The organism is Chloroflexia bacterium SDU3-3 (assembly GCA_009268125.1).
Lineage (GTDB): Bacteria > Chloroflexota > Chloroflexia > Chloroflexales > Roseiflexaceae > SDU3-3.
This window is the reverse complement of record WBOU01000017.1, coordinates 64,317-79,289: the sequence shown is the minus strand read 5'-3', so window position 1 is coordinate 79,289 and position 14,973 is coordinate 64,317. Positions and strand designations below refer to the sequence as shown.

Below are 14,973 nucleotides of genomic sequence, written 5' to 3'. Positions count from 1 at the left end.
GAGAAAATGTTTTTTCTGGAGAAGGCATTTTGTTTGAAACAGCGGAAATGGACTATTCATGTCCGCGTGGGTGCCCGATTGGGACGCCGAAGGGCGACCTTCACTTCCTCCCGAAAACCTCCCTATCTCTACCCCTAAAACCTCCCGAAAACCACCCCTAAAACCTCTCCGAAATCCTCCCTATATCCACTTTTTTTCGGAACTCCTAGCATGACATAATTGTAGGGCCGAGGTGTGGGGTAGATTCGTCCGGTGCTATCGCGCATCGATGGGAGCGCCTGCGGTGCGGTGTGCTGCATCGTTCGCTCAGGTAGGCTGTGCGGCGCATGCTGCGGATGATCGGCACTGCACCATCCGCAGCATGTGCTGGTGTGCGAGAAGAGCAGCCCTGGCCCCGGCGGCGCGGCTGGGCCCGCAGGCGGGGCGTCGCCCCGGAGCGCTGCGTCGAGGAGCGGGCGGATACCGAGGCTGGTGGCCCAGGAGCGGAGGTATGACTGGTCAAGGTGCTGATCCTGCACACGGATGATGCCCGCAACATCTCGCCACTCCTGCTGGCTGCTGATCCCATCCTGATAGGAGCAGCGCAGCTTGTTGAGGATGATATCTTCTGGCGAGGCGAGCGTGATGGGCGCTGCGGTGCCGGGGAAAGAGTGCTCCTGGGCGCGGTCATAGCGCGCCTGGTCAAAGGGCCGATCGGCGGTGACAACGATGTCGAGCGGGATGCCAGTCTCATGGTGGATGATCGTGAACGATGCCTCGCGATCTGGATGGGCAATGGCCTCCCGCACGGACGCGTGGTCGATAGAGTAGACCGGCGCGAGCCCTGCGATGAGCGGGCTGACGTGGCTGGGGTCCAGCGCGGCGGCCATGTCAATATCGTAGGTGGTGCGCGGCAGGCTGTAGGCGGTGCTGGCGATCGAGCCGCCCACATAGTAGGGCACGTGCAGCTGCATAAGCGTACGGGTGAGCGGCAGGATGGTGGCGGGGATGGCCTAGCTGCCCTCAATTGTTGGGGCCTGGAGCAGGCGGTCGGCATGGGCCGGGCCATAGGCGAGCTGGGCGAAGCGCCGCTCCTGCGCCAGCGGGTCAAGGTGTGGATGGAGACGGCGCACCGCCGCGCGGGAGTATACAAAGGCGAAGGCCGTGAGCTCGCAGCTTATGCCCAGTCGCTCCGTGGGGGTGCGCTGCTGGAAGAAGGCGATCTGGCGAGCCTCCGCTGCGGGGGACGTGTCGTAGGCGAGTGGGTGTGGCATGGCGTGGGTGCTTCTCAGCGCGATCTGGCTTCGGCGATGGCCTGGGGGAGATCGGTCGGTGGGCGAGAATGACGGTGGTGATTGCTCTCGGCTCGTGCGAGACCGCCCTACAGAACATCGTCGCAGGGCGGTCTCGCACCGTGCGCCCCTCATGGGTGGCAGGGTCTGGGGCGCTCGTCGTCGCGAGCGGCGCTACCGCGCGGCCTCGGCTGCCACATGTCCGGCGAGCGAGGTGATGAGCGTGCGCAGCCCGGTCATCGCGCTCAGCTCGACGAAGTGCCCGTCGGCGATGGCGGTGCGCGGCGAGGCGATGACGGAGGCCGTGGTGTAGAGCTGCTCCTGGACCAGCCGCTGACACAGCAGGTCGTAGCGCTGGAGGTAGGATGCGCCCTGGAACTCGGGAAACACCGGGAAGTTGGGTGAGGTGTCGCGGACGGGCGTGCGCGAACCGGGCGCGTCCTCAACCAGCATGAGCCAGCCGACGAAGGGCCGGGGGTGTTTGCCGAAGGCCCCCTCGCGGTAGGCGGTCCAGAGGTCGTGGGCGGTGCCGATCGCCTCCTCCGCCCGGTTGTTGAAGTTGTTCCCGAACGAGGGGCCGACCTGGCTCTTGAACTCTAGGGCGGCGATGAGCCGCCCATGGTGCAGGACGAGCAGGTCCCAGCGCTTGGTCGGGCGGAAGTAGCCGGGGAGCGTGAGCAGCGCGGTCCGCTGCTGGATCTGGGCGTCGGGCAGCCCGTTGGCGTGGATAAGGTCGCGGATGAGCACGATGAACCCATCCATATTCTTCCCGGCGGTCACGCTGCCGCGCTCGCCCGCATCGATGATACCGGCCTCCTGCTGCTTCGCGCGGGCCTGGTCGCGGTTGCCCCAGAAGGCCTGGATCGCCTCGCGGGTCTGCTGCTCGTAGTTGACCAGATCAAGCGTCATGGGTGGGCTCGTCTCCGATAACGCCGAGGGCATCCTGCTCCTCGGCAGAGAGCTGGTACAGGCGGGCGACCGCGCGGTTCCCTGCCGACGGATCGTCGCTGGCGGCGGCGTCGATCAGGGACCGGCGGAGGTCGTTGGGGATGGCGTCCCACGGCGGCACGCGGATGCGGCGCAGGTACTGGGCCTGGAAGCGCATGTAGCCGCCCCGCATGCGGGTGGAGTAGACCGAGACAAACAGGCGCGCGATCCCTGAGCGCAGGATGGTCTGGAGCGCCCGCAGGTCCCAGGTGTCGGAGATTAGATAGTACAGGTTGTGGTGGGGGTAGAGCGCGCCGGGCTCGAACACGATGTGGGCCTCGCCCTTGATATCGGGGATGAGCAGCTTGGGCCGCTGGGCCAGCGCCGGGGTGATGCGATCGATGGTGCGGTACCAGCTGGCCGGGGCCCGCATGGCGATGTGGCGGCTGGCGATGACCGCGCGCCGCTCCTCCAGGTAGCGCCGCAGGCGCGGGTAGCGGTCGAGCGGGACCAGGCCGCCCGCGTCGTCGAACGGGTTGATCACGCCCAGCCCGCGCCAGGCGACCGTGCCGGAGACGATGTCGCGGGTGGTGACGAGCGGCAGCTTGCGGTCATCCTCCACATCCAGCGCGTCGAACGGCCCGATGAAGGCCTTGTCCGCCCCGGTCGCCACGCCGATGCCGACGGTGCAGCCCACCTCCTCGATGGTCGGGAACTGGGCCTCGAGCCGCCGCACCAGCGCGAGCTGGTCGTCCGACTCGAGAATCCACGGCTCGGCCCCGGCGGCGACGCCGTCGAGGCAGCGGACTTGGTCGGTGCTGGGCGGCGTCGCGGCGGTCAGCGCGGCGGCCAGCGCACGGAGCGCCGCGGCATCGATCTGCGGGCGGCGGGCGATGCGGGTGGTGGTGCCGCGGGCGTGCGCGATCACGGTGATTGCGGGGTAGGCGATGACCTCGGACTGGAATGCCGGGGTGTCGACCATGTCCACGTAGGTCTTGAGGAAGAAGCGCTCCGCGATCAGCTGGCGCAGCGGGCCGCCGTAGCGGTTCTTCATCCAGCGGTCGGCGCAGATGAACGCGAGGTGGCCATCCGGCTCCAGCAGCAGGAGCGACTGCTCGATGAAGGGGATGTAGAGGTCGGCGCGGTCGTAGATCGTGCGGAAACGCGCGCGGTAGAGCGCCATGAGCGCGGCGGGGATGAGCTCCTGGCGCACGTAGGGCGGGTTGCCGACCACCACGTGGAAGGTGGTGCCGAGGTTGGTCAGCAGAAAGTCGCCGTGGGTGAGCCAGGTGTCGGCCAGGCGCTCGGCATCGGGGCGCGCGATCTCGCGGCGCACCAGCAGCGCGATGACCGCCTGGCGGGCGGTGCGGAAGCTCTCCTCGTGCAGCTCCACCCCGCGGATAGCTGGCTCCAGCGCGGCCACGTCGCCGCCCAGCGCGGGGTCGGCCCGCCAGGCGGTGATCAGGCGGTCGATGGCCGGGAGCAGAAAGTCGCCGTGGCCGATGGCGGGCTCCAGCAGCCGCAGCTGCGCGAGCGGTCGGTCGGCGGTATACCCGGCCAGGTCGAGGATGAACGCCACGACCTCGGGGCGGGTGAAGATGGCCCCGCGCTCCGCCGCAGGGGCGGGGTGCCAGTCAGAGACGGAGAAGGGCAGCGGTTCTTGGTACTGCATCGTCGCTCACGTGCCAGGGGTGGCGTGCGGGTGGGCGTACCACCCATGCGAAAAGCCCATTATACCTGACCTTGTTTCGGTTGGGGGCCATGGGCATGATGGTGGCATCCCGAAGATGGGTGCTGAGTGGTAGGAATGTGGCTTCCCCATTGGTGGATGTTTTGTCGTTCAAAAAGTGAAGATGTCTTCTCTGAGTCTCGACAGTAACCCAAATGCGCAGTATGGTTTTCTTGATATGTGTATGTGGCACGCTGTCAGAACAGACGGTGTGTTGTGTGATGCGTGGAAGAAGGCTTCATCGGAGGGCATGTCATGATCCATATCAATCAAGCTAGGATTGTTCATGGGGTTGGTCAGGCGCTTCGCTTCATAGGCGGTCTGCTGGTGATGAGCATGGCGGTTGTGTATAGCTGCGGGGTTATCTTTGGCTATCTCAAGACCGACCAGCGGCTCGATGCGGCGAGCCTGTTCTTTATCGTCTTCACCACTGCACTGAGCCTCATCATCATCCGTCCTGATTACCTGCGAAGACTCAAGCTTCTTGAGGCTGGGGGGGTGAAGGTAGAGATGCAGGTGCTTGAGGAGGTCAAAGAAAAACAGATCGACCAGGAAGCGCGCATCCAGCAGATTGCGGATATTATTCCGCTGCTCATTCCTCGCTCTGAGCAGGCGCATCTGCAAAACCTTGCCGCTAACCGGACGGCGAACTATCTTGGGAATCATAATCTTCGGACAGAGCTTCGGAGATTACGCTATCTTGGCTTGATTGAGATGCTGAATGCGCATACGATTGGCGAGATTCAGGATGATATGAAAATTGATCTTGCAGCCTATGTGGCGCTTAGCGCGCTTGGAAAAGAGTGGGTTCAGCGACTCCAGGCACTCAAAAAAGGGTGATCGCTGTTCCTTGCTCGGGAGATAGTATGTTCTGGACGACCTGGACGATGTGGCGGACGAGCGGGGGCGCAGCGGGCAGGGTGTCCTCAACGGCTGCTGCCGCCTGCGTGAGGCTTTCCGCGCTGATTGTGATGAGCGTGCGGTTGGGCTGCTCTTTGGCGGCCTTGCCGAGCAGATCGCTGGTGAGATCGGCGATCGCCTCGGCGTGTTCCTGCGCGTCGACCGGGGCGGCCATGAGTGTGCTGCTCAGCTGTTGGACGAGGGCGGTGAGCTGTTGCCGGTCATCGGCGGAGCCGTGGGCCATGCTGCCGATGGCCTGCGTGGCGCTGCGCAACGGCGCGTAGGTGGCGGCGAGATCCTCCGTGAAGGCCGCGCCACCGACGCTGCTGCCCATGATGATCTTTTCATGCTGAATGGTTTCGGTGCCGCCGAGATTGATTTTACCCGCGTGGATCGGGCTGTGGAAGTGGTAGATCGGCCCCGCCGCAGGCGGCGCGGCGCGCTTTTGCGCGGGCATTGGGGTGCTGGTGGGCGCGGAGAGCTGCTGCAGGGCCTGATCGAGCGCCGCGCGATAGCCCTGCGCGCGCCCTGGCTTGGTGCGCAGGAGCGTGCAGATCGCTCGGAGCGCCCGTCGCTCATCTGCCGGGGCGAAGAACAGCAGCCCGTCGAGCCAGCCCCGCGCGCGATGCTCCATGGCCGATTCCGAGGGGTCGAAGGGGGGGAGGTATGCGCCAGGCTCCCAGTGACCATCAAGGAAGAGATCATCAAGGGTGTGCTCGGCATGATAGGTGGTGCGGCAGATCGTGGCGATGAGGCGGTGGATAGCGGGGTATGCGGTTTCTGGTACCCACCGCCGCCGACGGGCGCTGCGGAGCGCGGTGAGCTGGTCTTGGAGCGTGAGCGGCAGTTCTGAGCGGAAGGTCATCCAGTCAGAAGGGATAGCGGCGAGCACGCCGAAGCGGTCTTCAAAGTGGGGCTGGAGATCGGCGGGCAGCGCTGACATCCCGCGGGCATACCAGTCCTCGTAGCGGTGCATGAAGGCGGTGCGTTCTTCGGCGGTGCGGAATGGGTTGAAGCGTCGTTGGGCCAGCTTGTGCGCGAACCGCTCCCCCTCCGCAAGCAGATTGGAGAGGGTTTGTACGATCGTTCGGTCTGCCGCTGACATAGCGTTGTCTGCATCGCGGGTGGCTGGCGGTTCGTGGTCCATGGGTGTGGGCTCTCCATACAGGCGGGTTTCCTGCGCTCCGAGCTTTTCCGCTGAGGGGTGGATGCGCTCGTGCTATCTGCGGAGGGTGTGCCGCAGTTGGCCGCGTCTATGCGCCCTTCTTGTCATCTAGCGGTTTGCCGCGCCTGATGCGGTCGTCCTCGATGGCGCGCTGCTCGGCGGCGCGGGTTTCGAGGAGCTGGTTGATCTGGGCCAGCTCTTGGCCGCCTGGCTCGGACCTAGTGCGGAGGGCGCGCGCCCGCTGCTCGATCGTGTAGGGGAGCCAGACGGGGATGGCCGAGTCCTGCACGTCGCGCTCGGGCACCGGCTCGGCCAGCGCGATGGCGGTCTCGACCCAGCGCTGGATGCCATGTTTGGCGAGGAACTGGCTGAGCTGGGCGGCCTGGCCCGCGACCTTGGCGGGGTTTTGGCGCGGGTCGATGGTGCGCCAGGCGCGGCCAGCGTGGTACTGCCACTGCCCGCCCGCGTAGCGCACGGCGGGTCGGAAGGCCTTGACCTGTACGGCCCACACGCCGCCGGGGCCGACGAGCACCAGGTCGAGATCGGCGACGCGGTTGGGCAGCTTCAGATTGCGGTAGATCGTCCAGCGGCTGTCGAGGGCGTTGCGCAGCAGGTCGACGATGCGCTGCTCACCTTCGAGGCCCAGGTGAACTATGCGCCACCTCCGCCCGTTTTGGTAGATGTACCACCCTACAATACACAGCCCCGCAAGGAACCCGATAATCGAGACCCAGTCGATCGGCTGGCCCTTTGCTAGTGCGGAGATGGCGGATGCGATGCCGTAGATAATCATCATCACGCCCATCCCCGAGCCGTACATGGTCAGACCAAAGTGCTCTTCTTTCTTCTCGCTGAGGTAGTCGCTGGCCTGGATGACGCGCGGGCCGTAGCGGGGCGGCGCGGCGGGGGGATGGGCGGACTGTGTCGTCACCGGCTTCTTGTCGATGGTGGGGAATGGGGCGGGTGGCCGGGCTGCGCTGGGCGCGCTGGGATTGGTATCGGTGGGGGTGGTGCGGGTGGCGGCTGCAGGGGGGCGTTTGTGCGCGGCGAGGATGACTTGGCATGCGGCCCTGAGGTCGCTGCGGTAGGCCTTCTCGGCTCCCCATACGATGTCGTTATGGCTGAGTATCCCCTCATCGAGCAGGTCACCGATTGTGCGCTCGTGATGCGGCCTATTCCAGCGCACCGCGCGGGCCTGGGCGAGCGTGAGCGTGGTGTTGTTTGGTGGTTCTTGTTGATTCATCGAACCTGTAGGTGTTTTTGCAGGCGGCTTCTTCCTGCCTATTATAAGGACAAGCGCCCAAAAGGGAAGGGGGGCAACACAATGCCACAGCGCCGGAGGGGTGTCCAGGCTGCTGCGGCGTTGTGTTGGGGCGAGCGGGTTGTGTGGCCTTCTAGATGGCGAGCCGTCAGAGGGTATGAGCCAAATCCGGGGTGTTGGTGGGTTGTGGGGCATCCTTGACCTTGCGTTGCCCTGAATGCGGCTGTGGATAAACCCGAGCATGTCAGCGATGAGCCGCCCAAACACCGAGGGTCGCTTGGGATCTGCACGTGGCGACTCCGGCTTTGTGCGCTCTTGGCTAGGCGGGCAGCATCTTCTGGACGGCCTGGATGATCTGAGGCACCAGTGGGAGGATGGCGGGCAGGGCGGCCCCGAGGTTTTCTGCCGCCTGTTTGAGACCCTCCGCGCTGATGGTGATGGTTTTCTTGTTGGGCGTGGCTTTGGATGCCTTGTCGAGGAGGTCTTTGGCCAGATCGGCGACCGCCTCAGCATCTTCCTGGGATTCGGCAGGGGCGGTCTCCAGTGCTTTGCGGAGCTGCTCGACGAGGGTAGCGAGCTGCTGCTTGTCGTCGGCAGAGCCGTGGGGCATGCTGCCAATGGACTGGGTGACGTTGGAGAGCGTCGCGCGGATGTTGACGATGGCCCCGCTGAAGTTCGCGCCCGTGAAGTTGTCGCCGTTCTGGTAGGTGTCGCCCATGGGGATCTCCTCATGCTGAATGGTCTCGGTGCCGCCGAGGTTCATCTTGCCTGCGTTGACGGTGCCGTGGAAGTGGTAGGAGTTTCCTGCTGCCGGTGATGGGGTAATGGGAGCCTGCGTGATGCTGCTCGGCGTGCGCATGGGGTCTTCGTCGTCGGGGTGATTCTCGACCGAGACGCCCCAGGCGCGCAGGATGCCCTTGATGCGGGCGATCTGCTGGCGCGTCTCGCGGATGGTCGCGAGCAGGCCGGGCAGGGCGTAGGCTGATCCCTGGATGGCCTGCTGGCGGAGCATGTCGGCCAGGGTCTGACGGTTGATACGTAGCCGCTGCTGCTGGTCCTGGATATCGTCGGATGTGGCCATCGGTGGTGCTCCTATGCGTCAGATGGATTGATCAGAGATACGTTTGGTAGTTCTAGAGGTTGCAGACCTTTATGGGTGTATGTTGAGCATTTTGAGATATATGGAGCGAGGTGTTGCGCGCAAATGTGGCGTTCTCAGTACAGCTGCGCGAGGCGGGCGGTGGCCGTGCCCAGGACGCGCTGGCCTCCGGTTCGGCGGTGATGAGGCTGCCGTTCGAGATGGTGCCGCCCATATTGAGAAAGGCGGCGGTGATATCGCCGTGAAAGGAGGTAGCGCCTATGGCGGGTCTTTCCGTTCTGCTCAGTGCGGATCGTTGGGGTGTGATGTTTTGCCTACATAAACGAGTATAGCCTGGGTGCTTCGCACGGAGAGGCACGGGAGGCGTGTCATCCGAGGGTGCGGGGTGTGATGGCATGCGTGTGGTGATTATGGTGACCACCAGTGCATGCCATGGTGCTCCTACGCGCTGCGGTGGGTCATGCCTCCCCCAACCGCCGATCAGTTTGCACGCGGTAGCCACAGCATGCTGCCCATCAACCGCGCCGTATCGATGATGGTTGCGTGCATGGTCATCCCGCACTTCCATGGTGGGGTTTTGCGTGTGGTCGATGAGTATAGGGCTATTTTCGGCGGGTGCGATGCCCCGCTAGTTGCGCTGAATGGCTTCCCCGCAGGCGACTGACCTTATATACTGCCGCTGGCCCTGATTCGCCAGGGAAGGGCGCGCAGCTGATTTACTGGGTGGTGCAGGTGCAGCAGCCTGAGCAGTAGCCGATGATGGTCGTGCCGATCAGCCTCCGCCTTCAAACGATCTCGGCGGATGTGGTACTGCGAGGTGCGGTCGTACGGTCCAACCTGCACGGCGCGCAGGCGCAGTCCGATGCCTACCGCCAGCCGTGAGAGGGCGGTGGGGATGCTCTGCGCCGCCGCTATGCTCCCCTGGCCGTGCCACATACCCTCGGACTGAGCACCGCCATTGCTTCAGGCCCCCACGTGAGTGGGGTGGAGGGATGACGCGGTGGCAGAAATGGCGTCGGCATGGGATGCCAGATTCCTTCGATTTGCCGTGTTCTGCGGGAGCATGTTCCCGAGGGATGCCTATCGAAATGAATAGGCATCCCTCGTGGGGCGGTCATCACGCGCACCCCAGCTCGCTTGAGCGCTTGCGCAGCTTCGCGATCTCGGCATTGACCTCTTCGATCTGCTCCTGAATCTGCATGATCAGCTCGCGGTCGAGCGGGTCTTCGGGGTCCAGATAGAACTGCTGCTCGCGCAGATCGCCAAGCCGCGTGTTCAGCTGGCTGATCCGCCCGCGGATGGTCTGGCACTCGGTCGGCTCGGTGGGGCCAGTCCACTCCAGTTCGGCGTAGACATAGGCGTGGTCCGAGGGCGGCGTGTCGCCCCAGGGGCAGCGCTGCTCAAGCCGCCGGACCACATAGCTCCCGGCGTAGAACAGGTCGTCGATCCGGTTGTTGGCGTCGCAGATCGCGGGGTCGGGGAGATCGGCAAATGCATCGCGCAGCCTGCTGGTGGCGATAAACTGCTGGATCTGAGCCGACTCCGGCTTCGCGTTGAAGTCGCCGCCGAAGATGATCGGGGTTGCCGTCCCCCACCCGCGGATGAGCTGGGCCGCCTGCGCGATGCCCGCCGGGTTCTCCTGCTCGTGCTCGGGCGTATTCTGGGGGCAAAGCGCGTCGAGAGCATACGGTGGGTGACGTTATTGACCGTAATCGATGTCTCGATGGTGGCAAAGGCTGTCTCGTCGCCGTTGAAGATGACCGGGTGCATCACCGCCGCGCCGAGCGTATAGCGGGAGAGCACCCCCACGGCCGTATGCCCGGTCAGACCGGTGGCGGTGGTGTTGCCCCAGTGGCGGAACGCCATCCCGGTCAGGCTCGCGAGCTGCTCGACCTGATTGACGCCGCTGCCATAGGGCCAGCCGCGCTCGTTCTTCACCTCGTTGAGCAGTACCAGATCGGGGCTGAGCGCCCGGATCTGTGCGGCGATGTCGGGCAGTGCGGCGTTCGCGTCACGGTTCGGGTAGCGCCCCTCCGCAATATTCCACGCCATGATACGTAATCGTGTTGCCATAGGAAGCTCCTTTGCATGTGCGGTAGCGGTTGTTTGCTACCAGATGAATATCCAGGCAGCAGGCCGAGGCGTGTTCGGAAATTATCGGCAATTTTTGGCAGGGCCATCGATGGTTCAACCGTATGATGGAGGGATCATCTTGCGCCGGGTGGAGCGTGCTCCATCGGCGGAAGGGTGCCTCTATCGGTCGCGAGGCACGCCTGGCAGATCTCTTGGCACGGTGTCTTGGTTCGGTGGGCGGGTGGCAACCCCTAGATGCGCGATCAGCGCGGTTGGGTTGACAGGGTTGCATGTCGAACATATGATCTACCTAGTCAGATGGCTGTGCATGTCCGTGGTTGTGCACGAGAGCAGATGGGTATCGCTGCGAGCCGTTTTATCGGTGCCGACCTGATGGGCACGGTTCGCGTGGCTGGAGAGGAGGGTGCAAGGTGAGCGGTGGATTTTCGACCATGCGTCTAGGGGCGATGCGGCGGGTCATGGCTGGCCATGTTGCGCGCGGGGCGATCCCTGGGGCGGTGACGCTGCTGGCGCGCCGTGGTGAGGTTATTGTCGACGCGGTTGGCGCACGGGCGATCGGTGGCCCGCCGATGCAGCGCGACACCATCTTTCGTGTTGCGTCGATGACCAAGCCAATCATCGCGGTCGCCGCGATGATTCTGGTGGAGGCGTGCCAGCTGCGGCTGGATGATCCGGTGGATGAGCTGCTGCCCGAGCTGGCAAACCGGCGAGTTCTGAGACATATCGGCAGCCCGCTTGACGATACGGTGCCTGCCGACCGCGCCATCACGCTGCGCGATCTGCTGACGTTCCGGCTGGGCATCGGCACCGTCATGGCGGCACCGGGACGCTATCCCATCCAGCGGTCGATCCGCGAGCTGCGGATCGGCGGCGATGGTCCGCCTCAGCCTGCGCTGACGCCCGCCCCTGACGCGTGGATGCGCAACCTGGGCAGCCTGCCGCTGCTCTTCCAGCCGGGTGAGCGCTGGCTCTATAATGTCGGCGCAGATGTGCTCGGCGTCCTGATCGCCCGCGCGTCCGGCCAGCCGCTGGGCGCATTTCTGCGCGAGCGGATCTTCGACCCCCTTGGGATGCGCGACACCGGCTTTTTTGTGTCAGCCGACCAGCGCGATCGCCTGGCGACCAGCTACGAGGTGGATGCTGCCACCGGGGCGCTGACCTGCTACGACGACGCCGAGGGCGGGCAGTGGGCGAGTCCGCCGCCGTTTGAATCTGGGGCCGGGGGCCTGGTCTCGACCGTCGACGACTACCTCGCGTTTTTCCAGATGCTGCTGGGCGGGGGCAAGCGCGGCGGCGAGCGCATCCTCGCGCGGCCCACCGTCGCGGCGATGATCACCGATCAGCTGACCCCTGCGCAGCGCGCCGGGGCCGAGGTGTTCTTTCAGGACAAGAGCAGCTGGGGCCTTGGTATCGCCGTCGCGACTAGGCGCACCGATGCCTGGTCGGTGCCGGGCCGCTTCGGGTGGGACGGCGGCCTTGGCACCTCGGCCTACGCCGACCCTGAGGAGGATCTGATCGGTGTCCTGATGACGCAGGTTGCCTGGAGCTCGCCGGGCGGCCCACGCTGCTGGAGCGATTTCTGGACGTCGGCCTATGCGGCTATTGATGATTAGGCGGCGGCCTATGGGGGCAGACGGCGCGCCATGCCGCCTGCGCTGACGAACCAGCACCTCATGGTGAGAGGGCCGTTCATTGTTGAGATGAGAAAGATGCGCCCGCGCGGGCTGGCCATGGGGGTGGATGGCAGTGGCGGTGAGAGAGATGGGTGCAGCAGCGCGGGGTGGCTCAGGCAAGCGCCCCCGCGCGTGTCTGCTCCTCTCCTCACGAACGTGGCGGGGGCGGTAGCGGTATCCTGCCATGCTGCTCCGCGCGTTACGGTCTCCTGCGGCAGCGCCAGGGCGCGCAGTTAGCCGGTGTGGGACTGGGGGCTGCCGCGTGGTGGCGAGTCAGACCAGCGTGCGGCGGCGGTTGTGCTCGTCGGAGCCTCGGCCTCCCGTCCCCTGGCGCACGGCATCGTGCAGAAGGCCGCGCGCTGCTCTGGCAGATGGAGCGCGGGGGAGATGGTGCATGGTCGTATCCATTCTGGCAGATCGCTATCGCCCTGCGCCGCCGATACCTGACGTATCCTTGTATGCGATGCACGTATCGCGCCCCGGCTTCGCCCATGCGCCACACCAGCAGTGGCGCATGGGCGAAGCCTGCGTGGGTCTGCGCCGCAGATGCGCGCTTGACGGCGGTGTATAATAGCCGTAGATCATTGGGAAGCCCTATACCCTATTAATAGTACCGTGCAGGTGGGTGCGAATCTGCGGCGTTTGGTTGCTGATCGTCCGCCTGCGCAGCATGGGGCATATGCCGCCCGGTTCCTTCCTATAGGCTTCTTTGCGAAGCGCTCATCGTACCCTTTCCGACCGCTTGCCTTATCGTGCGTCGCGCTTCCTGCGGCATGCCAGCTGTCGGCTCACCCTGCGTCGGTGCGGTCTCTCGCACGCCCTGCCTCGGCACACGGCCCTGGCCGCTGCGTGAGCGCGGCCAGCATGCCGCGATTCCCCTGGGGCATCGGAATCGTTCGATCTGTTGGTTGGTGTCAGACACAGAGGGCGGTAGACCCAGAATGCTGGGAGTGTGCGCGCTGGGGCCGCCGCAAGGAGCTGCAATGAGCATGCACGGTGAACGGCTCAAAGACGTCGCCTATGCAAAGATCCACCCCGCTATTGGCATCGCTCGGGTTGGCAATTCGACCGACCCCGACGGTTACTACATCGGTCCTCAGGTGCTTGAGCCCCCGCCGTTGCTGCACGGTGCCTATCGTGATAGCGCCGGGGCGCTGAAGCGCGAGGTTGCGGAGTTCCGCATCTATGGGTATAGCGGCGATGGCCAGGTGCTGTGCGAGCTGCACATGGGAGCGGGGGTGGAGATCGAATGGACCGTGGAGCTCGCGAACCGCAAGGCGAGCTGGTACAACTTCGAGATCGCGCTGGATATCCCCGAGGCCGCCACCGCCACGCCCTCGACCCGGCGCAACGCCCAGATCAAAGGCGCGCAGCGCAGCATGCTTGATATCCTCCCCGGCGCGCGTAGCATCAGCGCGGCGGCGACCCATGGTACAAAGTATCACTTCGATGGCGGCACCTTTCGGCACATACCGGTGCCGCTGGGCGAGCTGCGGACCGATGAGGCGGGCCGCCTGCACGTGTTTGGCGGCCACGGGAAATCTGGCTCCTTCGACGAGACGCCGCCAACCACCTTCGCCAATAACGACGGCTGGTATGACGACACCAGCGATGGGCCGGTGACCGCGACGGTGCGGCTGCATGGGCGGGAGATCCCGGTGGCACCGGCATGGGTGGTGGTGGGGCCGCCGAACTATGGCCCGCAGATCAAATCGGTGCGGACCATGTACGCTCTGATGACCGACCTCGCGATCCAGTCTGGGCAGCTGCCTGCCCTGACGCTGCCATCGTTCCAGCACGATCTGCTGCCGATCTTCACGGCTATGTGCGATCTGCAGTGGGTCAATGCTGGGTTCGCCGCCAGTTTTGGCTACGGCATGCCGCAGCACTTTCTTGCGCCGGACTACCTGGCAAAGCTGGCGATGCCGGGTAGCACCTATGCCGAGCTGCGGCGCACGGTGGCGAGCGCGTTCCGCAATCCAGAGGACCACGACATCTCCCTTAAGCCGTGGCCGTGGGTCTACGGCGATGCGATGGATGTCCCCATGCCGCCCAGTGAGCGGGCGATGAACGCGCTCACCCGCACCCAGCTGGCGCTGCTCGACCGCTGGGCGGAGGGCCACTTTATCGCCGACTATAATCCCCTTGCGACGCCGCCGTGCTCGATCGATGCGGTGGATCTTGCGCAGCAGCCAGCAATGCTCGATCGGGCGGCGCTGGAGTTCTGCCTGGCCGACGCGTTTCACCCGGGCTGCGAGATGACGTGGCCGGTGCGCCATGCGACTATGTATAGCGAGCCGTATCGCTGGCGGCATCGCGGTTCCGATGACCCCGAGCCCGACTACGGTACGACGCTGACCCCTGATGAGGCCCAGTCCTACAACGGGCCGCTCTATGGCCAGTTTGCGGGCTCGATCACGCGCTGGATGGCCGTACCCTGGCAGACCGACACGGCGAGCTGCCGCTCGGGGTACGACCCGAAGTACGACCCGTTCCTGCCGACCTTCTGGCCCGCGCGTGTGCCCAATCAGGTGCTCAGCAAAGAAAACTACGACAAGGTGATGGACCGCTCGCTGCCGCGCGAGGAGCGCCTGGCCGCTTTCCACGAGCGGGCGGACTGGGACCGCACCCTCGGCGCGGGCTACGAGCACCAGCTGCAGACGATGGTCGAGCACTTTGATCGGCAGGGGATCGTCGTGGTCCGACCGGGCGTTCCCAACGACCCGGACTTCCCCCCGGTGATGCAGGTGGAGGATTGCGGCGGCCCCGCCCTGAGCGAGGAGGAGCGCCAGCGCACGGACTCGCGCATGCGCCAGGTCGCGCGGCAGGGCACGCCCAGGTCAGGCGGGTGAGC

At 65.2% G+C, this 14,973-nt stretch carries 11 protein-coding genes; 3 read left to right on the top strand and 8 right to left on the bottom strand.

The window, feature by feature from the left end; translation table 11 throughout:
- Positions 1 to 134 precede the first annotated feature (134 nt).
- The 4 genes from F8S13_22415 to F8S13_22400 all read right to left on the bottom strand — a co-directional run bounded on the left by F8S13_22415 (position 135) and on the right by F8S13_22400 (position 3,870).
- The gene (locus tag F8S13_22415) at positions 135 to 929 is read right to left on the bottom strand and encodes a hypothetical protein (GenBank protein ID KAB8140759.1); all 795 of its coding nucleotides are present in this window, start codon (positions 927 to 929) and stop codon (positions 135 to 137) included.
- Positions 930 to 992: 63 nt separating this feature from the next.
- Positions 993 to 1,253, bottom strand: coding sequence for a hypothetical protein (locus F8S13_22410; protein KAB8140758.1), 261 nt, complete (start codon positions 1,251 to 1,253; stop codon positions 993 to 995).
- A gap of 192 nt (positions 1,254 to 1,445) precedes the next feature.
- Entirely contained in the window at positions 1,446 to 2,180 is a 735-nt protein-coding gene (locus tag F8S13_22405) for a restriction endonuclease (GenBank protein KAB8140757.1), read from the bottom strand.
- Positions 2,170 to 3,870, bottom strand: a complete 1,701-nt coding sequence (locus F8S13_22400) for an N-6 DNA methylase (protein KAB8140756.1) — start codon at positions 3,868 to 3,870, stop codon at positions 2,170 to 2,172. The genes F8S13_22405 and F8S13_22400 overlap by 11 nt, the downstream gene beginning before the upstream one ends.
- 282 nt (positions 3,871 to 4,152) lie before the next feature.
- On the opposite strand from F8S13_22400, the gene F8S13_22395 reads away from it, so the two are divergent.
- Entirely contained in the window at positions 4,153 to 4,767 is a 615-nt protein-coding gene (locus F8S13_22395) for a hypothetical protein (protein ID KAB8140755.1), read from the top strand.
- Here the strand turns inward: F8S13_22395 and F8S13_22390 are convergent.
- The 4 genes from F8S13_22390 to F8S13_22375 form a co-directional block, all read right to left on the bottom strand.
- Positions 4,754 to 5,974: a hypothetical protein gene (locus F8S13_22390; protein KAB8140754.1), complete on the bottom strand. Its 1,221-nt coding sequence runs from the start codon at positions 5,972 to 5,974 to the stop codon at positions 4,754 to 4,756. The two genes, F8S13_22395 and F8S13_22390, sit on opposite strands and share 14 nt — an antisense overlap.
- A gap of 106 nt (positions 5,975 to 6,080) precedes the next feature.
- Positions 6,081 to 7,235 carry an NERD domain-containing protein gene (locus F8S13_22385; protein KAB8140753.1) on the bottom strand — a complete coding sequence of 385 codons (1,155 nt, stop codon included), beginning with the start codon at positions 7,233 to 7,235 and terminating at the stop codon, positions 6,081 to 6,083.
- A 337-nt stretch (positions 7,236 to 7,572) separates the two neighbouring features.
- Positions 7,573 to 8,334: a hypothetical protein gene (locus F8S13_22380; protein ID KAB8140752.1), complete on the bottom strand. Its 762-nt coding sequence runs from the start codon at positions 8,332 to 8,334 to the stop codon at positions 7,573 to 7,575.
- 1,135 nt (positions 8,335 to 9,469) lie between these two features.
- Complete coding sequence (locus F8S13_22375; GenBank protein KAB8140751.1) at positions 9,470 to 9,769, bottom strand: hypothetical protein; 300 nt, start codon at positions 9,767 to 9,769, stop codon at positions 9,470 to 9,472.
- Between the two features lie 1,108 nt (positions 9,770 to 10,877).
- On the opposite strand from F8S13_22375, the gene F8S13_22370 reads away from it, so the two are divergent.
- Together F8S13_22370 and F8S13_22365 are read left to right on the top strand one after the other, a co-directional pair.
- The gene (locus F8S13_22370) at positions 10,878 to 12,059 is read left to right on the top strand and encodes a beta-lactamase family protein (GenBank protein KAB8140811.1); all 1,182 of its coding nucleotides are present in this window, start codon (positions 10,878 to 10,880) and stop codon (positions 12,057 to 12,059) included.
- A 1,049-nt stretch (positions 12,060 to 13,108) separates the two neighbouring features.
- Positions 13,109 to 14,971 (top strand): hypothetical protein, encoded by a 1,863-nt coding sequence (locus F8S13_22365; protein KAB8140810.1) that lies wholly within the window; start codon positions 13,109 to 13,111, stop codon positions 14,969 to 14,971.
- Positions 14,972 to 14,973 lie beyond the last annotated feature (2 nt).